This is a genomic window from Saccharothrix hoggarensis, assembly GCF_042678885.1.
Lineage (GTDB): Bacteria > Actinomycetota > Actinomycetes > Mycobacteriales > Pseudonocardiaceae > Actinosynnema > Actinosynnema hoggarensis.
On sequence record NZ_JBHTLK010000027.1, the window covers coordinates 20,608 to 42,244 of the forward strand.

Annotated in this window: 22 protein-coding genes and 2 pseudogenes; 13 read left to right on the forward strand and 11 right to left on the reverse strand. The window is 72.1% G+C overall.

Going from position 1 to position 21,637, the window contains the following annotated elements:
- Positions 1-76 precede the first annotated feature (76 nt).
- The 3 genes from ACFQ3T_RS08215 to ACFQ3T_RS08225 all read left to right on the forward strand — a co-directional run bounded on the left by ACFQ3T_RS08215 (position 77) and on the right by ACFQ3T_RS08225 (position 3,284).
- Positions 77-1,516 (forward strand): GuaB1 family IMP dehydrogenase-related protein, encoded by a 1,440-nt coding sequence (locus ACFQ3T_RS08215; RefSeq protein WP_380721935.1) that lies wholly within the window; start codon positions 77-79, stop codon positions 1,514-1,516.
- Positions 1,517-1,584: 68 nt separating this feature from the next.
- Complete coding sequence (locus ACFQ3T_RS08220) at positions 1,585-2,520, forward strand: ABC transporter ATP-binding protein (RefSeq protein WP_380721977.1); 936 nt, start codon at positions 1,585-1,587, stop codon at positions 2,518-2,520.
- A complete protein-coding gene (locus ACFQ3T_RS08225) occupies positions 2,517-3,284 on the forward strand; it encodes an ABC transporter permease (protein WP_380721937.1) in 768 nt (255 codons plus the stop codon). The genes ACFQ3T_RS08220 and ACFQ3T_RS08225 overlap by 4 nt, the downstream gene beginning before the upstream one ends.
- Positions 3,285-3,413: 129 nt before the next feature.
- Here the strand turns inward: ACFQ3T_RS08225 and ACFQ3T_RS08230 are convergent, their stop codons facing one another.
- Both ACFQ3T_RS08230 and ACFQ3T_RS08235 read right to left on the reverse strand, forming a co-directional pair.
- Positions 3,414-4,703 carry a PhoH family protein gene (locus tag ACFQ3T_RS08230; RefSeq protein WP_380721939.1) on the reverse strand — a complete coding sequence of 430 codons (1,290 nt, stop codon included), beginning with the start codon at positions 4,701-4,703 and terminating at the stop codon, positions 3,414-3,416.
- A gap of 492 nt (positions 4,704-5,195) precedes the next feature.
- Entirely contained in the window at positions 5,196-6,434 is a 1,239-nt protein-coding gene (locus tag ACFQ3T_RS08235) for a DUF885 domain-containing protein (RefSeq protein ID WP_380721941.1), read from the reverse strand.
- 226 nt (positions 6,435-6,660) lie between these two features.
- Here ACFQ3T_RS08235 and ACFQ3T_RS08240 point away from each other — a divergent pair, with 226 nt between their 5' ends.
- Positions 6,661-6,981 carry a hypothetical protein gene (locus ACFQ3T_RS08240; protein ID WP_380721943.1) on the forward strand — a complete coding sequence of 107 codons (321 nt, stop codon included), beginning with the start codon at positions 6,661-6,663 and terminating at the stop codon, positions 6,979-6,981.
- Between the two features lie 124 nt (positions 6,982-7,105).
- On the opposite strand, the gene ACFQ3T_RS08245 is transcribed toward ACFQ3T_RS08240, so the two are convergent.
- Positions 7,106-7,885 carry an isoprenyl transferase gene (locus ACFQ3T_RS08245; protein ID WP_380721945.1) on the reverse strand — a complete coding sequence of 260 codons (780 nt, stop codon included), beginning with the start codon at positions 7,883-7,885 and terminating at the stop codon, positions 7,106-7,108.
- An 88-nt stretch (positions 7,886-7,973) separates the two neighbouring features.
- On the opposite strand from ACFQ3T_RS08245, the gene trhA reads away from it, so the two are divergent.
- A complete protein-coding gene (gene trhA / locus ACFQ3T_RS08250) occupies positions 7,974-8,645 on the forward strand; it encodes a PAQR family membrane homeostasis protein TrhA (RefSeq protein ID WP_380721947.1) in 672 nt (223 codons plus the stop codon).
- A 171-nt stretch (positions 8,646-8,816) separates the two neighbouring features.
- Positions 8,817-9,128, forward strand: a complete 312-nt coding sequence (locus ACFQ3T_RS08255) for a hypothetical protein (RefSeq protein ID WP_380721949.1) — start codon at positions 8,817-8,819, stop codon at positions 9,126-9,128.
- On the opposite strand, the gene ACFQ3T_RS08260 is transcribed toward ACFQ3T_RS08255, so the two are convergent.
- Together ACFQ3T_RS08260 and ACFQ3T_RS08265 are read right to left on the reverse strand one after the other, a co-directional pair.
- Positions 9,129-9,686 (reverse strand): hypothetical protein, encoded by a 558-nt coding sequence (locus tag ACFQ3T_RS08260; protein ID WP_380721951.1) that lies wholly within the window; start codon positions 9,684-9,686, stop codon positions 9,129-9,131.
- Between the two features lie 75 nt (positions 9,687-9,761).
- Entirely contained in the window at positions 9,762-11,729 is a 1,968-nt protein-coding gene (locus ACFQ3T_RS08265; RefSeq protein WP_380721953.1) for a thioredoxin domain-containing protein, read from the reverse strand.
- 71 nt (positions 11,730-11,800) lie between these two features.
- On the opposite strand from ACFQ3T_RS08265, the pseudogene ACFQ3T_RS08270 reads away from it, so the two are divergent.
- Positions 11,801-12,520, forward strand: a pseudogene (locus ACFQ3T_RS08270) (metallophosphoesterase); the annotation flags it as partial.
- Between the two features lie 18 nt (positions 12,521-12,538).
- Here the strand turns inward: ACFQ3T_RS08270 and ACFQ3T_RS08275 are convergent.
- Entirely contained in the window at positions 12,539-12,862 is a 324-nt protein-coding gene (locus ACFQ3T_RS08275; RefSeq protein ID WP_380721955.1) for a hypothetical protein, read from the reverse strand.
- A complete protein-coding gene (gene mca / locus ACFQ3T_RS08280; RefSeq protein ID WP_380721957.1) occupies positions 12,859-13,740 on the reverse strand; it encodes a mycothiol conjugate amidase Mca in 882 nt (293 codons plus the stop codon). The genes ACFQ3T_RS08275 and mca overlap by 4 nt, the downstream gene beginning before the upstream one ends.
- A 110-nt stretch (positions 13,741-13,850) precedes the next feature.
- Here mca and ACFQ3T_RS08285 point away from each other — a divergent pair, with 110 nt between their 5' ends.
- Together ACFQ3T_RS08285 and greA are read left to right on the forward strand one after the other, a co-directional pair.
- The gene (locus tag ACFQ3T_RS08285) at positions 13,851-14,261 is read left to right on the forward strand and encodes a DUF4307 domain-containing protein (RefSeq protein ID WP_380721959.1); all 411 of its coding nucleotides are present in this window, start codon (positions 13,851-13,853) and stop codon (positions 14,259-14,261) included.
- Between the two features lie 186 nt (positions 14,262-14,447).
- Positions 14,448-14,942, forward strand: coding sequence for a transcription elongation factor GreA (greA, locus tag ACFQ3T_RS08290; RefSeq protein WP_380721961.1), 495 nt, complete (start codon positions 14,448-14,450; stop codon positions 14,940-14,942).
- Positions 14,943-15,014: 72 nt separating this feature from the next.
- Here greA and ACFQ3T_RS08295 read toward each other — a convergent pair whose 3' ends face one another.
- Positions 15,015-15,509 (reverse strand): Lrp/AsnC family transcriptional regulator, encoded by a 495-nt coding sequence (locus tag ACFQ3T_RS08295; RefSeq protein ID WP_380721963.1) that lies wholly within the window; start codon positions 15,507-15,509, stop codon positions 15,015-15,017.
- Positions 15,510-15,583: 74 nt separating this feature from the next.
- Here ACFQ3T_RS08295 and hppD point away from each other — a divergent pair, with 74 nt between their 5' ends.
- From hppD to ACFQ3T_RS08310, 3 genes are all read left to right on the forward strand, one after another.
- The gene (hppD, locus tag ACFQ3T_RS08300; RefSeq protein WP_380721965.1) at positions 15,584-16,765 is read left to right on the forward strand and encodes a 4-hydroxyphenylpyruvate dioxygenase; all 1,182 of its coding nucleotides are present in this window, start codon (positions 15,584-15,586) and stop codon (positions 16,763-16,765) included.
- Between the two features lie 189 nt (positions 16,766-16,954).
- A complete protein-coding gene (locus tag ACFQ3T_RS08305; protein WP_380721967.1) occupies positions 16,955-17,188 on the forward strand; it encodes a hypothetical protein in 234 nt (77 codons plus the stop codon).
- A gap of 22 nt (positions 17,189-17,210) precedes the next feature.
- Entirely contained in the window at positions 17,211-17,483 is a 273-nt protein-coding gene (locus ACFQ3T_RS08310; protein ID WP_380721969.1) for a DUF2277 domain-containing protein, read from the forward strand.
- 75 nt (positions 17,484-17,558) lie between these two features.
- Here the strand turns inward: ACFQ3T_RS08310 and ACFQ3T_RS08315 are convergent, their stop codons facing one another.
- From ACFQ3T_RS08315 to ACFQ3T_RS08325, 3 genes are all read right to left on the reverse strand, one after another.
- Entirely contained in the window at positions 17,559-18,710 is a 1,152-nt protein-coding gene (locus ACFQ3T_RS08315; RefSeq protein WP_380721971.1) for a cystathionine gamma-synthase, read from the reverse strand.
- Positions 18,711-18,796: 86 nt separating this feature from the next.
- On the reverse strand, positions 18,797-19,882 hold the full coding sequence (locus ACFQ3T_RS08320; protein ID WP_380721973.1) for an RDD family protein: 1,086 nt from the start codon (positions 19,880-19,882) through the stop codon (positions 18,797-18,799).
- A 105-nt stretch (positions 19,883-19,987) separates the two neighbouring features.
- The gene (locus ACFQ3T_RS08325; RefSeq protein WP_380721975.1) at positions 19,988-21,358 is read right to left on the reverse strand and encodes a cystathionine beta-synthase; all 1,371 of its coding nucleotides are present in this window, start codon (positions 21,356-21,358) and stop codon (positions 19,988-19,990) included.
- A 96-nt stretch (positions 21,359-21,454) separates the two neighbouring features.
- Here ACFQ3T_RS08325 and ACFQ3T_RS08330 point away from each other — a divergent pair.
- A pseudogene (locus ACFQ3T_RS08330) lies at positions 21,455-21,637 on the forward strand (SGNH/GDSL hydrolase family protein); the annotation flags it as partial.

Sequence of the window (21,637 nt, forward strand, 5' to 3'; positions counted from 1 at the left end):
AGACCCCGTAGCGACAGCCCCGATGGTGCGCACAACCAGGGCGGATTCGCCGTGACGCGGGTATCGTCAAGGTCTCGTGCGGTTCATCGAAGGGCATCGGCCCAGCTACGACCTGACCTACGACGACGTCTTCCTCGTGCCCGGCCGATCGGCCGTCGAGTCGAGGTTCGGCGTCGACCTGTCGACCTCCGACGGCACGGGGGCGACCATCCCGATCGTGGTCGCGAACATGACCGCGGTGGCGGGACGCCGGATGGCGGAGACCGTGGCCCGGCGCGGCGGACTGGTCGTCCTGCCGCAGGACGTGGCGCCCCAGGCGGTCGCCGAGATCGTCCAGTGGGTCAAGACCCGGCACCCCGTGTGGGACACGCCGCTGACCCTCCACCCCGGAGACTCGGTCGCGGACGCCGTCAACCTGCTCCACAAGCGGGCGCACGGCGCGGTGGTCGTGGTCGACGACGACGGCCGGCCCACCGGCGTCGTGGACGAGGCCGCGTGCTCCGGCGTGGACCGGTTCACCCGGCTGCACGACGTGGCCGACGACCGGATCATCACCCTCCCGCTGGACACCCCGCCGCGTGACGTGTTCGACCGGCTGCACGGCGGCACGCAGCGCATCGCGCTCGGCGTCGACGCCGACGGCCGCCTGCGGGGCGTCATGACCAGCCTCGGCGCCCTCCGCGCCGACGTCTACCAGCCCGCCCTCGACGGCGCGGGCAAGCTCCGCGTGGCCGCCGCCATCGGCGTCAACGGCGACGTCACGGCCAAGGCCGAGGAGCTGCTGCAGGCGGGCGTGGACGCCCTCGTCGTGGACACCGCCCACGGCCACCAGGAGAAGATGATCTCCGCGCTGAAGGCCGTCCGCGAGGCCCGCCCGACCGTCCCGGTCGTCGCCGGCAACGTGGTCACCGCCGAAGGCGTCCGCGACCTGGTCGAGGCCGGCGCGGACGTGGTCAAGGTCGGCGTCGGCCCCGGCGCGATGTGCACGACCCGCATGATGACCGGCGTCGGCCGCCCCCAGTTCTCGGCCGTGGCCGAGTGCGCCGCCGAGGCCCGCCGGCTCGGCAAGCACGTCTGGGCCGACGGCGGCGTGCGCCACCCCCGCGACGTGGCCCTCGCGCTCGCCGCCGGCGCCGCGTCCGTCATGGTCGGCTCCTGGTTCGCGGGCACCTACGAGTCGCCCGGCGACCTCCAGCGCGACGAGCAGGGCCGGCTCTACAAGGAGTCCTTCGGCATGGCGTCCAAGCGCGCCGTCAGCGCGCGCACCCGCACGGACAACGCCTTCGACCGTGCTCGGAAGGGCCTGTTCGAGGAGGGCATCTCCACCTCCCGGATGCGGCTCGACCCGATCCGCCCCGGCGTGGAGGACCTGCTCGACTCGATCACGGCGGGCGTGCGCAGCGCGTGCACCTACGCGGGCGCGCAGACGTTGGAGGAGTTCCACGCCAAGGCCACGCTCGGCATCCAGAGCGCCGCGGGGTTCGCCGAGGGCCGTCCCCTGCCCTCCGGGTGGTGACGCCGGGCATCCCGGACGACCCGGCCGCCACGCCCCGCGGGGCCGGCCGGGCGGACGAGGCCGTGACCGTGACGGACCTGGTCAAGGTCTACAAGAACGGGCGGAAGCCGGCCGTCGACGGGTTGGGCTTCGCGGTCCGCCGCGGCGAGGTGTTCGGCCTCCTCGGCCCGAACGGGGCCGGCAAGACGACCACCGTCGGCGTGCTCACCACCAGGGTCCGGCCCACGTCGGGCCAGGCCCTGGTGGAGGGCGTCGACGTGGTCGCGGACTCGCGGCGGGCCCGGCAGCTGCTCGCCGTCGTCCCGCAGCGCAACAACCTCGACCGCGCCCTCAACGTGCGGCAGAACCTCCTGTTCCACGCCGCCTACCACGGCATCGGCCGCGCCGAGCGGGTCGCGCTGGCCGACGAGGTGCTGGAGCGGATGGGGCTCACCGACCACGCGTCGAGCCTGGTCGACACCCTGTCCGGCGGCCAGGCGCAACGGCTGATGATCGCCCGCGCCCTCATGCACCGCCCCAAGGTGCTGTTCCTGGACGAGCCGTCGACCGGCCTCGACCCGCAGGCCAGGCTGTTCGTGCACGACCGGGTGGCCGCCCTGCGCGCCGAGGGCGTCACCGTCGTGCTGACCACGCACGACATGGACGAGGCGCAGAAGCTGTGCGACCGGGTCGGCATCGTCGACCACGGCAAGCTCCTCGCCCTCGACCGGCCGTCCGAGCTGACCCGGGCGCTGCCCGGCAGCACGACGCTCAGCGTCACCGTCACCCTGGCCGGCCGCGGCCCCGAGGCCGTGACCGAAGCCCTCGGCGCGGTCGCCGGCGTGCGGCGCGTCGAGCACGTGGGGGACATGTTCCGGCTCTACACCGACGTCACGCCCGCCGTGGCCCTGCCCGAGGTGCTGCGCACCCTCGAACGGCTCGGCGCGCCGGTCACCGACCTGGCCGTCGGCACGCCGAGCCTGGAGGACGTCTTCATCCACCTGACCGGCCGGGAGCTGCGATGACGTCGCTGCGCACGTTCACCGCCATCCTGTGGCGCGACGTCTTCGCCACCGGGCGGGAGCTGCCTAGCTTCCTCGCCCAGGTGATCATCCAGCCGTTCTTCATCCTGTTCATCTTCGCCAAGGTGCTCGGCGACATCGGGTACGTGCAGGACGACTTCGCCGCCGTGCTGCTGCCCGGCATCGTGGCGATGAACGGGTTCCTCGGCGCGCTGCAGAACACCACCCTGCCGCTGGTGCTGGACTTCTCGTGGACCCGCGAGATCGAGGACCGCCTCCTCGCACCCATCCCGATCCCGCTGGTCGCGGTGGAGAAGATGGTGTTCGGCGCGGTCCGCGGGCTGCTCGCCGCGGTGCTGATGATCCCGATCGGGTTCGTCATGCTGGACGTCAGCTGGCCCGTGTCGGGGCTGCCCGCGGCGCTCCTGGTGACCGTCCTCGGCTCCCTGGCGGGCGCGGCGGTGGGCATGGTGATCGGCACGTCGGTCTCGCCGCGGCACATCACGGTGATGTTCGCGGTCATCCTGACCCCGTTGCTGTTCACCGGCTCGGCGCAGTTCCCGTGGCCCGCGCTGGACGGCCTGCGGTGGTTCCAGGTGCTCTGCGCCCTCAACCCGCTCACGTACGTCAGCGAGGGCATGCGGGCCGTGCTCGTGCCGGACGTCCCGCACATGCCGCTGTGGGTGTGCCTGGTCGTGCTGGTGGCGTCGGTCCTGGGCTTCGGCGCGCTCGGCATCCGGGGCTTCCTCCGGCGAGCGCTCGACTAGCTAGCCCGCGTCCCGCTCGACCGGCCCGCGTGCCGCTCAGCCGGCCCGCGGGTCGACGTGCCCGCGTGCCGCTCGACGTGCGCCGACGGGGCCCGCCCCCGGTGGGAGGCGGGCCCCGTCAGCCGAACGTCAGGACGCGTAGTCCTCCAGCATCTCGGTGACCAGCGCGGCGATCGGCGAGCGCTCCGACCGGGTCAGCGTGACGTGCGCGAACAGCGGGTGGCCCTTCAGCTTCTCGATCACCGCCGCCACGCCGTCGTGCCGCCCGACGCGCAGGTTGTCGCGCTGCGCCACGTCGTGGGTGAGCACCACCCGCGAGTTCGCGCCGAGCCGCGACAGCACGGTGAGCAGCACGTTCCGCTCCAACGACTGCGCCTCGTCCACGATCACGAACGAGTCGTGCAGCGACCGGCCCCGGATGTGGGTCAGCGGCATGACCTCCAGCATGCCCCGGTCCATGATCTCCTCGACCACGTCCTGGCTGACCAGCGCGCCGAGGGTGTCGAACACCGCCTGCGCCCACGGCTGCATCTTCTCGCTCTCGGAGCCCGGCAGGTAGCCGAGCTCCTGCCCGCCGACCGCGTACAGCGGGCGGAACACCACCACCTTGCGGTGCTGGCGGCGCTCCATCACCGCCTCCAGGCCCGCGCACAGCGCGAGCGCCGACTTGCCCGTGCCGGCCCGTCCGCCCAGCGAGACGATGCCGACCTCGGTGTCGAGCAGCAGGTCCAGCGCCACCCGCTGCTCCGCCGAGCGGCCGTGCAGCCCGAACGCCTCCCGGTCGCCGCGCACCAGCCGGAGCTGCTTGTCCGGCGTGACCCGGCCCAACGCGCTCGACGTGCCCGCCAGCAGGCGCAACCCGCTGTGGCACGGCAGCTCGGCCAGGTGGCCGAGGTCGAACAGCGCCGGGTCGATCACGCTCTCCCGGTACAGCGCGTCCACCACGGACTGGTCGACGTCCACGTCGGACATGCCGGAGTAGCCCGACAACGTGACGTCGTGGGCCCGGTACTCCTCGGCGGCGAGCCCCACCGCGCCCGCCTTGACGCGCAGCGGCATGTCCTTCGTGACCAGCGTGACGACGTTGCCCTCGGCCGCGAGGTTGAGCGCGCAGGCGAGGATGCGGGCGTCGTTGGAGTCCGTGCGGAAACCCGCGGGCAGCACCTCCGGGTCGGAGTGGTTGAGCTCGACGCGCAGCGTGCCGCCGTGGTCGCCGGTCGGCACCGGGTGGTCCAGCCGGCCGTGCTGGAGCCGCAGGTCGTCGAGCAGGCGCAACGCCTCCCGCGCGAACCAGCCCAGTTCCGGGTGGTGCCGCTTGCCCTCCAGCTCGCTGATCACCACGAGCGGCAGCACGACCTCGTGCTCGGCGAACCGCGTGGTGGCCAGGGGGTCGGAGAGCAGCACGGACGTGTCCACCACGTACGTGTGGGTCGTCGGCGCGCCACGGCGCCGGGAAGTGCTGCGCGATGAGCCTGAGGAACGGCTCGCGGGTCGTCGTGCGTTCACGGCAACTCCCTCACGAACGCGGCACCCGCGTCCGCTCCTCGCTGGGCCAGGCACCACCCCGATCGACCGGCACGCCCCGCTAGCTCAGGCGTGCCGACCACGAGGGCCGGGTGCCGGCCCCCTCGCGCTCATCACCGCCGGCGGAACCGGCAACTCGACGACAGCCACGATCAGGGCCTCCCTGCGCGGTCCGCAGTGGACGCGTCCCGCCAACCGGAAGTTACCTCCGCAGGTCCCTCTTATGCAGGCAGCCACACAGGTGATTCGTGAATTCGTCACCTCCGCGCAAAACACGGGAAAGGTGGCCGCTGAGGGGCCCGCGGCCGGTCGGCGACCGTCACATCGGCGCAACGTGACGTCGTCCACGCAGCTCAGGGCGTGTTCGGCTGAACGTGGCCGGGTCCGTCACCCAGGGTCGCGACCCAGCCAGGGCACCCCCGCCTCGACCTCCGCGGCGAGCGTCGCGGGCAGCAGCGGTTCGTCGAGGAGCCTCAGGTAGCGGTCGCCGAGCGTGTCCGTCGGGGCGCGGAGGTCGAGCCAGGCGCGGACCAGGCGCACGCCCTCGACGTACGTCGTCGTGTACGCGCGCCACAGCGGGTCGGCGAGGAAGCGCAGCATGTGCCGGGCGCGGCGCTCCGGGACCAGCAGCCACCGGCACAGGAACGCCACCACGTCGTCCGGGTGGGCGTTGCGGTCGTGCAGCATCAGCGCCGCGTCCTGCCGCACGGTGAGCAGCCCGGACAGCGCCGACTCCACGCGCTCGGCCAGCTCGCCGTCCATCCGGAGGCCGAGGTCGGCCATGACGTCCTCGGCCCAGCGGCCCCAGCCGCGGCCGACCACGGCGTGCAGGCCGAGTTCCGCCATGCCCTCCGCCATCAGGCACTGCGGGCTGTTGATCAGGAACAACGCCTGCTCGGCGTGGCCCCGCTTGCCGACCAGCCCCACCTCCTTGCGGCAGTGCTCGGTGTGGTGGCCGGGGTACGACTCGTGCGCGACCAGGTGCGGCAGGTTCGACATCCGGTGGCCGAGGTCGGCGTTGACCGCCACCCGCGACCGGAAGCCGCCCAGGTAGTAGTTGAAGCCGCTCCACGGCTTGTCGGTGACGACCTCGTACTCCACGACCTCGTTCACGGGCAGCTCGAACCGCTGCCGGACGCGGTCGCGCAGCGCGCTGGAGAGTGCCTGCACGGTGACCTTCAGCCGGCGCGGCGGCACCTCGTCCAGGGCGCGGTGATCGGCCAGCCGCTCGGCCAGCGAGCCGGGGCCGGGCAGCAGGTCGTCCAGCTTGGCGTGCGCGCGGCGGTAGGTGTCGGGGTGGCCGGGGCGGACGTCGACCTGGAAGTACGCCCGCACCTCGTCCACGAAGTCGACGCGCACCCCGGCGAGCTTGCGCGCGGTCGTCTCGGCGGCGACCAGGTGGGCGTCGAGGAACCGCTTGCGGTCCGGGTCGAGGTCGACGCCGGGCAGCTCCCGGCGCAGCTGCGCGGCCTGTCGGGCCAGGGCCACCGGGTGCGGGCGGGGCTCGTTGTCCACCGTGCGGCGCAGGGCCCGGTCGCCGGTGAACGAGTCGACCAGGCCTGGGTGCAGGCGGTCGAGCCGCAACCCCAGCAGCAGGTACCCGCGCACCACCTCACCGGCGTCCATAGGGCGGGCAGCCTACGTCAACCAGGGCAAACACGGCGACAACGCATTAAACCCAGCGCAAGCACTATCACCGTTACAGGGGAAAAAGGGCCCGCAAGATCACACAATCGTGTTATCGGCACCCCACGGGGCCGGCCCATCTAGGTATGTTCTTGTCGCGGAAGCCCTCCGTAATACAACGGGCGCTCCCGATGCGACGAAGTCTTCGACTCAAGGAGAGATTAACGTGCTGAAGAAGGCAGCTGCGGTCACCGCAATTGCCGCCAGCTTCATGCTGGCGGGCGCCCCCGCATTCGCGACCACCGGCGACGAGTCGGACCACTACCACGACCCGCACGGCTGGGTCTGGGCGTCCCAGGAGACGGAGCAGGACGAGAACGAGGAGCAGCTCGGCCTCGTCAACCTGAACGACTCCCAGCTCCTGAGCAACATCAACGTCTGCCACGTGGACGTCAACGTGATCGCCGTGCCGATCCTCTCGGGCAACGACGAGGGTGACTGCACGAACGTCATCGCGAACGAGGACGGCCCGGCCATCGACGACTGAGTGTCGAATGGCTAAAGGGACGGTCGTGGCCTCGCGCCACGGCCGTCCCTTTACTGTCGGAATTGCAACTCTTTCGAGTGAATAAGCTCAAGTCGCTGCGGGCTATTCGCCGCCGCGGGGGCGTTCAGGACCCGAAGCGGCGGTGCCGGATCGCGTAGTCGCGCAACGCGCGCAGGAAGTCGGTGCGGCGGAACTCCGGCCAGTAGGCCTCGCAGAACCAGAACTCGGAGTGCGCCGACTGCCACAGCATGAACCCGGACAGGCGCTGCTCCCCCGACGTGCGGATGAGCAGGTCCGGGTCGGGCTGGCCGGACGTGTAGAGGTGCTCGGCGATGTGGTCGACGTCCAGGACCTCGGCCAGCTCCTCGATCGTGCCGCCGGACTCGGCGTGCTTCTGCAGCAGCTTGCGGACCGCGTCGGCGATCTCCTGCCGGCCGCCGTAGCCGACCGCGACGTTGACCTCCAGGCCCGTGCGGTCACGGGTGCGCAGGGCCGCCGCGGACAGCCGGGCCGCGGTCTCGGTGGGCAGCATGTCCAGGGCGCCGACGTGCCGGATGCGCCACGGGTTGCCGGGCTCGGCGAGCTCGTCCACGATGTCGGCGATGATGTCGAGCAGCGGTTCGAGCTCTTCGGCGGGGCGGGCGAGGTTGTCCGTGGACAGCATCCACAGCGTCACCACCTCGACCTCGGCCTCCCGGCACCAGCTCAGCAGTTCGAGGATCTTGCGGGCGCCGGCGCGATGACCGTGCGCGACGTCGGTGAAGCCCGCTTCCTTGGCCCAGCGGCGGTTCCCGTCGAGCACCACGCCGACGTGGCGTGGTCGTTGCTTGCCGTCGAGCCAGCGGTTGAGGCGGAACTCGTAACCCTTGAGCAGGACGCTCTTGACCCGTTCGCGAAGACCCACGCTGGAAGAGCGTACGCCGGGTGGGCGCGGTCACGCCGCCGCCTGCTGACCCGCCGACCTACGCTCCCGTAACCTCGGGCAGGTGACCATGTCGACGCATCCCCAGCAGCCCGCAGCCGCGTTGCGGCCTCGTCTGCGCGGCTGGCTGCACCTCTGGTCGTTCGTCGTGTCGGTGGGGACGGGCGCGACGCTGATCGCCCTGGCGGCGGCCACGGTGTCCGCGAAGGCGGCGCTGGCCACGTCGATCTACGGGGCGACGGTGCTCGGCCTGTTCGGCGTGAGCGCCCTGTACCACCGGGTGAACTGGGTGAGCGCGCGGGCGCGGACGTGGATGAAGCGCCTCGACCACTCGATGATCTTCGTGTTCATCGCCGGCACCTACACCCCGTTCGCCCTGCTGGCGATGCCCCCGAGCACCGGCAACGTCGTGCTGCTCGTGGTGTGGCTCGGCGCGCTGGGCGGCGTCACGCTGAAGCTGGCCTGGCCGCACGCGCCGCGGTGGCTCGGGGTGCCGATCTACATCGCCCTGGGCTGGGTGGCGGTGTTCGTCCTGCCCGACCTCCTCCACCACGTGGGCGTGGCCGCGCTGGTCCTGCTCCTGGTGGGCGGCCTCCTCTACACCGCGGGCGCCGTCTTCTACGCCACCCGCTGGCCCAACCCCTGGCCGCAGGTCTTCGGCTACCACGAGTTCTTCCACGCGGCCACGGTGCTGGCGGCGCTGTGCCACTACATCGCCATCTGGTTCGCGATCTACTCCTGACCCCGCGGCGGCCGGCCGGGAGGTGCGGGCGCGGGGTGAGTTGACGGGGTCCGCCCTGCTGGGATGCGGTGCGGGGGTTGGTTGTGCACACTTGTCCCGCCCGGCGGCCGGGTCGCTCGACCCGGTTCGCCCCCACGTAACCCCGACCTGTCGGAGCACACCTTGACCTTCGTGACCGGCCGCGCCGTGCGGTGGGTGAGCGACGAGCCGTTCCCCGGGTGGGTGCAGGTGCAGATCACCGACGCGCACGGCGTCGTGTGGAGCCTGTTCGACAAGCCCACCGTGTTCGACGACGAGGACCGCCTGCGCAACCACACCGCCTACCCGGTGGACGTGGAGGTGCCGTGCGAGGTCGTCGGGCGCGGGCGGCTCACGGACGGGACCGAGGTGTTGACGATCTCGACCCGCCTGCCCTTCGGCATCGAGGCGCAGGACGGGCGGACCGAGTTCCTCGTCGACGTCGGGCAGGTCTCCACCGGCTGATCAGGTCAGGTCTGGGCCCTGCGCGCGCAGGTCGTCCACGCGGGTCATGGCTTCGCGCAGCTCGGTCAGCCACGTGTCGGCGTGCTCGCCGACCAGCCGCACCGCCCACGCCAGCGCCTCGGACCGCGACCGGGCCACGCCCGCCGCGACCAGCGTGTCCAGCACCATCCGCTCGGGCTGCCGCAGCCGGGTCATCACCGGCACCGACAGCGTGGTGAACAGCTCCTCCGTGCCGCCGAGCCGGGCGCCCCAGGCGACCTTGCGCCGGTAGCGGTGCTCGGCCTGGCGGGCGATCTCGATCCGCTCGTCCCTGGTCTGCTCGCGGAACCGGCTGATCCGGCCCGACTCGGCCGCGGCCCGCTCGGCGTCGTCGGCGAACTCGCCCTCCACCGCGGGCAGCGTGCCCACGACCACGATCTCCTCGCGGTCCACCGTCACCACCGGCGGCTCGGTGAACCAGCCGTCGGGCAGCCTCCCGGTGAACCAGCCCGCCGCGTCGTCCGCCGGCGGCTGGTCGGCCTGCTGCCACCCGCCCCGGCCTCCCCATCCACGTCGCATCGCGCACCACCTTGATTACATGATTACGTCGATGCCGACGCTACGCCCGCAACGAAGTGCGGGGAGAGTGGTTCGCTATCGGTGGACGGTCAGGGCCTCGGCCAGCTCCGCCACCGACGTCACGGGCCGGTCGCACACGTACCCGCGGCACACGTACGCCGCCGCGCCGCCGTCCACCAGCGGCCGGTCCTCCAGCAACGGCGCCGAGCCCGGCTCGCCGCCCACCACGACACCGCCGCCGTGCACCCCGGACCACGCGGCGCGGACGAGTTCCGGCGCGTCCCCGACCACGGCGACCTGCACCGGTCCCAGCGCCAGCGCCTCGGCCACGCTCAGCCAGTGCCCGGCGAACCGGGGCTCACGGGCGGCCAGCAGACCGGCCCGACCCAGAGCGGCCTCGGCGGCGTCGCGGTACGTCGACGGCCCGCCCAGCACGGACGCCGTGACCAGGGCCGACGCCAGCGAGGACGCGCCGGACGGGCTCGCGTTGTCCGACGGGTCCGACGGCCGCTGCACCAGCGCCTCCGCGTCGTCGGCCGTGTCGTAGTAGACGCCGGGCTCGCCGCCCGCGAACCGGGCCAGCGCGGTGTCGAGCAGTCCACAGGCGGCGGTGAACCACTTGACGTCGCCGGTGGCCTGGTGCAGGGCGAGCAGGCCGTCGGCGAAGCAGCCGTAGTCCTCCAGCACGCCCGCCGCCGTGCCCGCCGCACCGTGCCGGGACGTGCGCAGCAGCCGCCCGTCGACCAGGTGGACGTCCAGCACCAGCGTCGCCGCCCGTGCCGCCGCCTCCACCCAGCGCGGCTCGACGAGCACCGCGCCCGCCTCCGCCAGCGCCGCGATCGCGAGCCCGTTCCACGCCGTCACGACCTTGTCGTCACGCCCCGGCTGCGGTCGGCGGTCGCGCGCCTCCAGCAGCCGGGCCGCCAGCTCCGGGTCCGGCGTGCCGAGCATCCGCAACGTCGAGCTGCCGTGCTCGAACGTGCCCTCGTCCGTCACGCCGTACAGCGCCGCGGCCCGCGCGCCGTCCGCCAGGCCGAGCACCTCGACCAGCTGGGCGGGCGTCCACACGTACGTCAGGCCCTCGACGCCCTCGGTGTCCGCGTCGAGCGACGCCGCGAACCCGCCCTCCGGCGTGCCGAGGTCGCGGATCAGGAAGTCGGCGGTCTCCCGCGCCACGGCCGCGTACCGCGGGTTGTCGTCACGGCGGCTCAGGTGCGTGTACACGCGCAGCAGCAACGCGTTGTCGTACAACATCTTCTCGAAGTGCGGCACCACCCACGCGGCGTCCACGCTGTACCGCGCGAACCCGCCGGCGAGCTGGTCGTACAGCCCGCCGTCCGCCATCGCGCCGCACGTCGCCCGAGCCATCGACAGCGCCTCGACGGACCCGGTGCGCTCGTGGTGGCGCAGCAGGAACTCCAGCACCATCGACGGCGGGAACTTGGGCGCGCCGCCGAACCCGGCGTTGGTCCGGTCGAAGTGCCCGAGCAGCGACACCACCGCGCCCGACAGCACGTCGTCGTCCACAGTGGACTGCGGCAGCGGCTGGAACGCCAGCTGCGCCACGATCCCGGCCGCCGACTCGCGCACCTCGTCGCCCTGCTCGCGCCACGCGTGCGTGATGGCCTCCAAGACCTGCCGGAACGACGGCAGGCCGGGCCGCGGGGACGGCGGGTAGTACGTGCCCGCGTAGAACGGCTCGCCGCCGGGCGTCAGGAAGCACGTCATGGGCCACCCGCCGTGCCCGCTGAGGGCCTGGGTGACGGCCATGTAGACCGCGTCGACGTCCGGCCGCTCCTCGCGGTCCACCTTGACGTTGACGAAGTGCTCGTTCAGGTACGCCGCGGTGGCCTCGTCCTCGAACGACTCGTGCGCCATCACGTGGCACCAGTGGCAGGCCGCGTACCCGACCGACAGCAGCACCGGCACGTCCCGCCGGCGGGCCTCGGCGAACGCCTCCGGTGACCACTCCCACCAGTGCACCGGGTTGTCCGCGTGCTGGAGGAGGTACGGGCTGGTCGAGGACGCGAGCCGGTTCGTCATGCCCCAACAGTAATTCGCGGACAACCGCCGGACCGGTCGATCAGACTGGGCGGATGGAGTCCCCGGCCGCGCCCCTCCCCCACGACCTGCGCCACGAGACCGGCCCGTTCGACGTGGTCGGCGACGTCCACGGGTGCCGCGTCGAGCTGGCGCACCTGTTGCGGGAGCTGGGCTACTCGGCCGACGGGGCGCACCCGGACGGGCGCAAGGTGGCGTTCCTGGGCGACCTGGTGGACCGGGGACCGGACACGCCGGGCGTGCTGCGGCTCGCGATGGGCATGGTGGCGGCGGGCAACGCGATCTCCGTGCGCGGCAACCACGAGGAGAAGCTGGTCCGCGCGCTGAAGGGGCACGACGTGCAGGCGCGCCACGGGCTCGCGGAGTCGCTGGAGCAGCTGGGCCGGGAGACGCCGGCGTTCCGGGCCGAGGTGCTGGCGTTCTGCGACGCGTTGGTGCCGCACTACGTGCTGGACGCGGGCAAGCTCGTCATCGCGCACGCGGGCCTGCCCGAGCGGTACCACGGGCGGGAGTCGGCGCGGATGCGCGAGCTGGCCCTGTGGGGCGTCCCGACCGGCCGGTACGACGCGCGCGGGTTCCCCGTCCGGCACCCGTGGGCCGAGGACTACCGCGGCGCCGCGATGGTCCTGTACGGACACACGCCGGTGGAGGAGCCGGAGTGGGTGAACGGGACGTTGTGCCTGGACACCGGCTGCGTGTTCGGCGGCAGGCTCACCGCGCTGCGCTACCCGGAGCGCGAGCTGGTGTCCGTGCCCGCCCGCCGCGCCTGGTACCGCCAATGAGCCCGGCCGTCAGCCCTTCTTCGCCCCGCCGTCACCGTCGCCGTCCGGCTTGCCGCCGGCCTTGGGCTCGGGCTCGTCGAACGACGCCGGCAGCTTCCTCAGGTGCTTGCTCATCGACTTGACCAGGAAGAACACCGCGATGAAGAACAGCACCAGCACGAGCAGGCCGAGCGGGGAGGACTTGCCGAAGTCCTCCTGCTGACCGCCCGGGTCCTTCTCCGTCGACGGCTGCCGGGCCAGCACGACCGCCGTGGTCTCGGACCACGGGACCGGGCCGAGCCCCGTCGAGCCGAACGACGTCGAGCCGAACGACGTCGGGGCGAACGGCGTCACGCCGTCACCCTCTCCCGGACGCCCGCGAACAGGTCGTCCTCGGGCACGGTGCTGTCGACCAGCGACCGGGCCAGCTCGTACTCCTCCGTCGGCCACACCTCGCGCTGCATCTCCAGCGGCACGGCGAACCAGCGGCTCTCGGGGTCGATCTGGGTGGCGTGGGCCTTCAGCGCCTCGTCGCGCACCGGGAAGTAGTCGGCGCACTCGACGCGCGTGGTGACGCGCTCGATGACGTCCGGCTTGTCCTTGTCCCAGCCCGCCAGCCACTCGGCGTACGGCGACTCCAGGCCGCGGGCGATCAGCGCGTCGTGGAACGCGGTGAGCTTCGCGCGGGAGAAGCCGTGCGAGTAGTACAGCTTCAACGGCTGCCACGGCTCACCCAGCTCGGGGTAGCGCTCCGGGTCGCCCGCCGCGTCGAACGCGGCCACCGACACCTCGTGGCAGCGGATGTGGTCGGGGTGCGGGTAGCCGCCGTTCTCGTCGTAGGTGACGACCACGTGCGGGCGGAACTCGCGGATCACCTGGACCAGCGGGGGCGTGGACTCCTCCAGCGGCACGAGGGCGAAGCAGCCCTCGGGCAGCGGGGGCAGCGGGTCGCCCTCGGGCAGGCCCGAGTCGACGAACCCCAGCCAGCGGTGCCGGACGCCCAGGATCTCGGCGGCACGGGCCATCTCGCCGCGACGGATCTCGGCCATGTTCTCCAGCACCTCGGGGCGGTCCATGGCGGGGTTCAGGATGCTGCCCGCCTCACCCCCGGTGCAGGTCACGACCATGACCTCGTGGCCCTCGGCCACGTAGCGCGCCATCGTCGCGGCGCCCTTGCTCGACTCGTCGTCGGGGTGCGCGTGCACCGCCATCAGGCGCAGCTTCTCAACCATGACGGTGGTGCTCCTCCTCGGCCCTGCCGACTGGGCCCGGTCCGGCCCCTGCGACACTCAACGCGATCGTCGATGGCCATTGTTCCCCACGGGCAGGAAGGCGTTGGCAAGTGGCACTGCCCGAGGGCCGGTACGGCACACCCCGGAAGCCACTGCCGAAGTGGGCCAGGTGGTCACTCCCCGTGATGGCGGTGCTCCTGGGCGGGGTCGTCGCGTGGGTCGGCTACCGCAACCTGGGCACCATGCCGGTCGAGGCGAAGCAGACCGCGTTCGAGGTGCTCGACGACAGCACGGTGGAGATCACGTTCGAGGTGGTCCGGCAGACGCCGGAGCGGCCCGTCGTGTGCATCGTGCGGGCGCGCTCCCAGGACGGGGACGAGGCGGGCCGGCGCGAGGTGCTGGTCGAGCCGGGCGCCGACACGATCCGGGCGACGACCGTGCTGCGGACGTCCAAGCCGCCGGTCACCGGAGAGGTCTTCGGCTGCTCCTACCAGGTTCCGCCCTACCTGTCCAAGGAGTAGCGGCCAAGCGGGTGATGTGCGGGTTTACCGGCGCATCCGGGAACAAAACGCCGTCTTCGAACGTTATGGGCGTGTTACTCTGGCCTTTCAGCACGGCCCCGACGCGGGCCGTGTTTTTCCGTTCCGGGCTGGTGCGCCCGGGAACTGCCGGCCCACGCCGTGGGCTTGGAGCAAGACAAGGAGTTGGTGACCGTGAGCGACACTGAGGTGACCTGGCTGACCCAGGAGGCCTACGACCGGCTCAAGGCTGAGCTGGACGAGATGATCGAGAATCGCCCGGTCATTGCTGCGGAGATCAACGCGCGTCGCGAGGAGGGTGACCTCCGGGAGAACGGCGGGTACCACGCGGCCCGTGAGGAGCAGGGCAAGCAGGAGGCCCGCATCCGGCAGTTGCAGGAGCTGCTGCGCGTCGCCAAGGTCGGCGAGGCGCCGACCGTCGCGGGCATCGCGGCTCCGGGCATGGTGCTCACCGTCCGCTACGACGGGGACGACGAGACCGAGGAGTTCCTCCTCGCCACCCGCGAGGAAGGCGCACACGGCGCCCTCGAGGTCTACTCCCCCTCGTCCCCGCTCGGCAAGGCGCTGCTCGGCGCGAAGGACGGCGAGACACGCGAGTACGAACTGCCCAACGGCAGCACGATGAAGGTCACGCTGATCAAGGCCGTGCCGTACGCCGGCTGACCCCCAGACACCGGGAGGGCGGCCACCACGCGGGGTGGCCGCCCTTCTGCTGTCGGGCCCGCTCCCGACCCGTCACGTGATGCGCTCCAGCAGGGGGCGCACCCGCGGCGGGACGGGGGTGGACAGTGCGATCGACGTGGACAGGCGCTGCACGCCCGGCACGTCCACGATCGAGTCGATCACCCGTTGCAGGTCGGCGTTCGACCTGGCCACCACGCGCACGAACAGGTCGCCCTGGCCGGTGGTCGCGTGGACCTCGCACACCTCGTTGATGGCGGCCAGCCCGTCCGACACCTCCTGCCGCCTGCCCTGCGCGATCTCCAGCACGGCGAACGCGGTCAGGCCGTAGCCCATCGCGGCCAGGTCGAGCGCCGGCGGGAAGCCGGTCAGCACGCCCCGCGCCACCAGCCGGTCCAGTCGGGCCTGCACCGTGCCGCGGGCCACGCCGAGCCGCCGCGAGCACTCCAGCACGCCCACCCGCGGCTCGTCGGTGAGCAGCAGCAACAGCCGTGCGTCCAGTGCGTCCACGGCCTGGTCAGAGTGTTCAGCTTGTGGGTCCGAAGGCATGCACCACTGTACAAAATGACCAGTGAAACAAGCTACTGTTGCTCACCCTGACCAGGCGAGCACATCCTGTGGGCATGACGCAGCAGCTTGACGACGTGAGCTACGACCAGCTCCGCCAACTCGTGGGCCTGGTCGACTACGACGGGACGCGCGACCCGTTCCCCGTCCGCTCGATGGACGCCGTGGTCTTCGTGGTCGGCAACGCGACCCAGACCGCGTGGTTCTACCAGGTCGCCTTCGGGATGCAGCTCGTCGCGTACTCCGGGCCGGAGACCGGGCAGCGGGACCACAAGTCCTTCGTGCTCAAGTCCGGATCGGCGCGGTTCGTGATCAACGGCGGCGTCCGGCCGGACAGCCCGCTGCTCGACCACCACCGCAAGCACGGCGACGGCGTCGTGGACCTCGCGCTGGAGGTCGGGGACGTCGACAAGTGCGTCGAGCACGCCCGGGCGCAGGGGGCGACCGTCCTCGAAGAGCCGCACGACCTCAGCGACGAGCACGGCACGGTCCGCGTCGCCGCCATCGCGACCTACGGCGAGACCCGCCACACCCTCGTCGACCGGTCCCGGTACACCGGCCCCTACCTGCCGGGGTACGTGGCCCGGGAGAGCACGGTCGTGCGGCCGGAAGGCGCGCCGAAGCGGTTGTTCCAGGCGGTCGACCACTGCGTGGGCAACGTCGAGCTCGGCCGGATGGACCACTGGGTCGAGTTCTACAACCGGGTGATGGGCTTCGTGAACATGGCGGAGTTCGTCGGCGACGACATCGCCACCGACTACTCGGCGCTGATGAGCAAGGTGGTGTCCAACGGCAACCACCGGGTGAAGTTCCCGCTCAACGAGCCGGCGATCGCGAAGAAGAAGTCGCAGATCGACGAGTACCTGGAGTTCTACGAGGGCGCGGGCGTGCAGCACATCGCGCTCGCGACCAACGACATCGTGGCCACGCTGACCGCGATGCGGGCGGCCGGCGTCGAGTTCCTGGACACCCCCGACTCGTACTACGACGACCCGGAGCTCCGGGCGCGCATCGGCGAGGTGCGCGTGCCGATCGAGGTGCTGAAGGAGCACCGCATCCTGGTCGACCGGGACGAGGACGGGTACCTGCTCCAGATCTTCACCAAACCGATCGGCGACCGTCCGACGGTGTTCTACGAGCTGATCGAGCGGCACGGGTCGCTCGGCTTCGGCAAGGGCAACTTCAAGGCGCTGTTCGAGGCGATCGAGAGGGAGCAGGCCCGCCGAGGCAATCTGTAGCGCCGAGGCACTCTCTGGCGCTGGGCGGGAACGTCGGGGCGGCCCCCGACGTTGAGCCGACAACGGGCCGGTCCGGGCACCCCCGGGCCGGCCTTCCCCGTCGGAACGCTGATGATGCCCTACCAGGCGCGCCGGGACCGGTACTCTCGGTGCGGGGGTATCTCACACCGCATTCACCTGGAGGGTGGCATGGCGCTCGCGCTACGGGTCACCGCGCTGCTCCCGCTCGCCGGAGCGGTGGCCACCGCCGTCGCGTTGACCGGCGCGGCGTTCTTCACCGTGGCCCACGCCGGGTGCGCGGAGACCGGCCGGTTCGTGGAACGCGACGGCGTGGTCGAGTTCGTCGGCGGGTGCGTGGACGCCGACCGCCTGCCGGCCGTGCCGCCCCGGGTGGAGAACGCGCGGTACGACGTCAAACCCTGACGTCATGGGCGATAGTGGACCCATGTGTCGCAACATCAGGGTGCTCCACAACTTCGAGCCGCCCGCCACCGAGGACGAGGTCCGCGCGGCGGCCGTGCAGTACGTGCGCAAGGTCAGCGGGTCCACGCACCCGTCGGCGGCCAACCAGGAGGCGTTCGACGCGGCCGTCGAGGCGGTCGTCGAGGCCACCCGCGTCCTCCTCGACTCCCTGGTCACGAAGGCCCCGCCGCGTGACCGCGAGGTCGAGGCCGCCAAGGCGAAGGAACGCTCCGCCGCCCGCTACGGCGCGCGCTGACCCCGCCCGGCCACCGCCGGAACGGCGCGGACCCCGCACTCGACCGAGCACGGGGTCCGGGTGCCGGTCCGGGGGTCAGTCCAGCGCCTCGACGAGGTCGGCGACCAGGTCGTCGGCCGACTCGATGCCCACGGACACGCGCACCAGGTCGGCGGGCACCTGCAGGAGCGAGCCCGCGGTGCTGGCGTGGGTCATCTTGCCGGGGTGCTCGATCAGCGACTCGACGCCGCCCAGCGACTCGGCCAGCGTGAACAGCTTCGTGCGCGAGCAGACGGCCAGCGCCGCCTCCTCGCCGCCCTCGACGGTGAACGAGATCATCCCGCCGAAGCGGCGCATCTGCTTCGCCGCGACCTCGTGGCCGGGGTGCTCGGGCAGGCCCGGGTACAGCACGCGGGTCACCTTCGGGTGCCGCAGCAGCGCCTCGGCGACCTTCTCGGCGTTGTCGGAGTGCCGTTCCATGCGCACTTCGAGCGTCTTCAGGCCGCGCAGGGTCAGCCACGCGTCGAACGGGCCGGGCACGGCGCCCGCGCCGTTCTGGAGGAAGCCGAACTGCGCGTCGAGCTCGTCGTCCGACGTGACGAGGGCGCCGCCGACGACGTCGGAGTGGCCACCCACGTACTTGGTGGTCGAGTGCAGCACCACGTCCGCGCCCAGGGCCAGCGGGCTCTGGAGGTACGGCGAGGCGAACGTGTTGTCGACCACGAGCCGCGCGCCCGCCGAGTGCGCCACCTCGGCGAGGAGGGCGATGTCGGCGATGTTCAGCAGCGGGTTGGTGGGCGTCTCGACCCAGATGACCTTGGTGTTCGGGCGGACCGCGGCGCGCACCGCGTCGACGTCGGACAGCGGCACCGGCGTGTGCTCGACACCCCACTGCGACAGCACCTTGTCGATCAGCCGGAACGTGCCGCCGTAGGCGTCGTTCGGGATGACGATGTGGTCGCCCGGCCGGCACAGGGCGCGCAGCGCGGTGTCGGTCGCGCCCATGCCGGAGGCGAAGGCGCGCCCGTGCCTGCCGCCTTCGAGCGCGGCCAGGCACTCCTCCAGCGCGGACCGGGTGGGGTTGCCGGTGCGCGAGTACTCGAAGCCGCCGCGCAGGCCGCCGACGCCGTCCTGGGCGTACGTGGAGGTGGCGTGGATCGGCACGATGACCGAGCCCGTCGTGGGGTCGGGGTCCTGCCCGGCGTGGATAGCCCTGGTCGCGAAACCGTAGTGGCCGGTGTCCGTCATGGGGCCAGGGTACGGCGACCGGGACGACGACCGCCCGCCGGCCGTTCGGCCGACGGGCGGTGCCGGTGGAGCCTGCTAGCGGGCCGTCACCACTGCTGGGGCGGCTGCTGGCCGTACGGGTTGTGCTGCTGGGGCTGGCCGTACGGGTTCGGCTGTTGCGGCTGACCGTAGGGGTTGGCCTGCGGCTGGCCGTACCCGCCGCCGGGGTACCCCCCGCCGACGCCGGCCGGCGCGTTCACCACGACGGTGCCCAGGATCTTGTCGGCCCACGTCTGCTTCTTGGGCTCCCACAGCGGGGCGAACCAGCCCGCGTAGCAGGGCAGCGAGTCGACGAAGTGGCACAGGTGCCGGACGAAGGCGTTGCCGAAGCCGATCGGCTGCCCCGTCTCCTCCTTGATGAGCTTGATCTTGGCGATCTTCTTGCCCATCGACTGGCCGGTGGTGCCGGCCAGGTACCAGGAGTTGTAGATGAGGAAGCCGAGCATGCCGAGGTAGGCGACGCCGCTGAGGATCAACGCGATCGTCGGGTCGCCGGTCGCCGCGCCGACGCCGGCCAGGATGGCGACGACGACACCGGGCGCGGCGTAGTCGATCAGCGCGCCGACCGCGCGGCTGCCCCACTCCGCGTACCGGCCGGCGGGCGCGGCCGCGTACCCGGGCTGGCCGTAGCCGGGCTGGGCGCCCCACGCCTGCTGCTGCGGCGGCTGGCCGTACGGGTTGGCCGGGGGCTGGCCGTACGGGTTCGACGGCGGCTGCTGCGCGTACGGGTTGGCCTGCGGCTGACCGTACGGGTTGGACGGCGGCTGCTGGCCGTACGGGTTCGACGGCGGCTGGCCGTACTGGCCCGGCTGCTGCGGCGGCTGGCCGTACTGCTGCGGCGGCTGCTGGGCCGGGAACGCGCCCGAGCCCGGCTGCTGCGCGGGCTGGCCGTACGGGTTCGAACCGGGCTGCTGCGCCGAACCCGGCGACACGACCTGCGTGGCGTCCGGGTTCGGCTGCTGCTGCTGGCCGGGCTGGACGACCTGGGTCGCCTCCGGCGGCGGGAAGGCAGGGGGCTGGCCACCGCTCGGCACGACCTGGGTCGCGTCGGCGTTCGGGGGCTGCTGGGCACCCTGCTCCTGCTGGTGTTGACCGCCGAACTGCTGGTTCTCTGGCGGCTGCGGAGCGTTCATCGGAGTTTCCAACCCCCTTGGCAAAGGCCGTGGCGTATGAGTCGGTGGCCAACGCTAGCGGATGGCGCCGCCCCGGTGGCCGGCAACCGGTGAACGCGTCCAGGTTCAGCGACCGGCGAGGAAACCCAGGATGTCCTGCCGGGTGACGACGCCCGCGGGCTTGCCGTCCTCCAGCACCAGGGCACCGTCCGCTGAGGACAGTGCCTGCATCGCCGAGGTGATGGACTCGCCGGCGCCGATCGTGGGCAGCTTCAACGACATGTGCTTGTCCAGCCGGTCGGTCAGCTGCGCCTTGCCGGTGAACAGCGCGTCGAGCAGGTCCCGCTCGTTGACCGCGCCCGCGACCTCGGCGGCCATCACCGGCGGCTCGGCGTTGACGACCGGCATCTGGGAGACGCCGTACTCGCGCATGATCGCGACCGCCTCGGCGACCGTCTCGTTGGGATGCCCGTGGACCAGGTCCGGCATCGTGCCGTCCTTGCGCCGCAACACGTCCCCGACCGTCGCGCCGGACGTGTCGGGCGACAGGAAGCCGTACTGCGCCATCCACTTGTCGTTGAAGACGCTCGACAGGTAGCCGCGGCCGCCGTCGGGCAGCAGCACCACGACCACGTCGTCCGGGCCCGCGGTCTCGGCGACCCGCAGCGCCGCCGCGACCGCCATGCCGCACGAGCCGCCGACGAGGAGACCTTCCTCACGGGCCAGCCGCCGGGTCAGCTCGAACGAGTCGGCGTCGCTGACGGCGACGATCTCGTCGCACACCTCGCGGTCGTAGGCGTCCGGCCAGAAGTCCTCGCCGACACCCTCCACGAGGTACGGCCGGCCGGTGCCTCCCGAGTAGACGGAACCCTCCGGGTCCGCGCCGATGATCTTCACCCGGCCCTCGGAGACCTCCTTGAGGTACTTGCCGGTGCCCGAGATCGTGCCGCCCGTGCCGACGCCCGCGACGAAGTGCGTGATCCGGCCCTCGGTCTGCCGCCACAGCTCCGGCCCCGTGCCGTGGTAGTGGCTGGCCGGGTTCTCCGGGTTGGCGTACTGGTTGGGCTTCCACGCGCCGGGGATCTCGGCGACCAGGCGGTCCGAGACGTTGTAGTAGGAGTCGGGGTGCTCCGGCGGCACGGCGGTCGGGCACACCACGACCTCGGCGCCGTAGGCCTTCAGCACGTTGCGCTTGTCCACGCTGACCTTGTCCGGGCAGACGAAGACGCACTTGTAGCCCTTGCGCTGGGCCACCAGCGCCAGGCCGACGCCGGTGTTGCCCGACGTGGGCTCGACGATCGTGCCGCCGGGCTTGAGCTCGCCGCTGCGCTCGGCCGCCTCGACCATGCGCAGCGCGATGCGGTCCTTCACGCTGCCACCGGGGTTGAGGTACTCGACCTTGGCCAGGATGAGGGGCTGGAGCCCTTCGGCCACCGCGTTCAACTTCACCAGCGGCGTGTTGCCGACCAGGTCGACGACGCTCTCGACGTACTCCACGACGGCCCTTCCACTTCTTGAGACGACTCGCTGAGCGTATATGGGTGCCCCAGTGGACGCCCCGGTGGACGATTGGCTGGTGGAAGGGGGTTGTCGATGCGGGGGTCCCGGCTCGTGGTCGTGGTCGCGGGTGCGGTGGGGGGGTTGGCGGGGGTGGCGTACGGGCTGTTCACCGGGCAGTCGCGGCGGGCCAGGGTGGTGATCGGGGCGCCGGTCGCGCCGCCGTTGCGGGCGGACGGGGTGTACGGCGTGCGGCGGGACGGCGCGGGCGGCGGCGAG

Excerpts from the sequence above, each read along its gene's own strand:
- hppD (WP_380721965.1), top strand. The coding sequence starts at position 15,584 with ATGACGCAGCAGCTTGACGACGTGAGCTACGACCAGCTCCGCCAACTC.
- ACFQ3T_RS08235 (WP_380721941.1), bottom strand. The coding sequence starts at position 6,434 with ATGGACGCCGGTGAGGTGGTGCGCGGGTACCTGCTGCTGGGGTTGCGG.
- ACFQ3T_RS08315 (WP_380721971.1), bottom strand. The coding sequence starts at position 18,710 with ATGACGGACACCGGCCACTACGGTTTCGCGACCAGGGCTATCCACGCC.
- ACFQ3T_RS08305 (WP_380721967.1), top strand. The coding sequence starts at position 16,955 with ATGGCGCTCGCGCTACGGGTCACCGCGCTGCTCCCGCTCGCCGGAGCG.
- ACFQ3T_RS08265 (WP_380721953.1), bottom strand. The coding sequence starts at position 11,729 with ATGACGAACCGGCTCGCGTCCTCGACCAGCCCGTACCTCCTCCAGCAC.
- ACFQ3T_RS08295 (WP_380721963.1), bottom strand. The coding sequence starts at position 15,509 with ATGCCTTCGGACCCACAAGCTGAACACTCTGACCAGGCCGTGGACGCA.
- trhA (WP_380721947.1), top strand. The coding sequence starts at position 7,974 with ATGTCGACGCATCCCCAGCAGCCCGCAGCCGCGTTGCGGCCTCGTCTG.
- ACFQ3T_RS08225 (WP_380721937.1), top strand. The coding sequence starts at position 2,517 with ATGACGTCGCTGCGCACGTTCACCGCCATCCTGTGGCGCGACGTCTTC.
- ACFQ3T_RS08310 (WP_380721969.1), top strand. The coding sequence starts at position 17,211 with ATGTGTCGCAACATCAGGGTGCTCCACAACTTCGAGCCGCCCGCCACC.
- mca (WP_380721957.1), bottom strand. The coding sequence starts at position 13,740 with ATGGTTGAGAAGCTGCGCCTGATGGCGGTGCACGCGCACCCCGACGAC.
- ACFQ3T_RS08260 (WP_380721951.1), bottom strand. The coding sequence starts at position 9,686 with ATGCGACGTGGATGGGGAGGCCGGGGCGGGTGGCAGCAGGCCGACCAG.
- ACFQ3T_RS08320 (WP_380721973.1), bottom strand. The coding sequence starts at position 19,882 with ATGAACGCTCCGCAGCCGCCAGAGAACCAGCAGTTCGGCGGTCAACAC.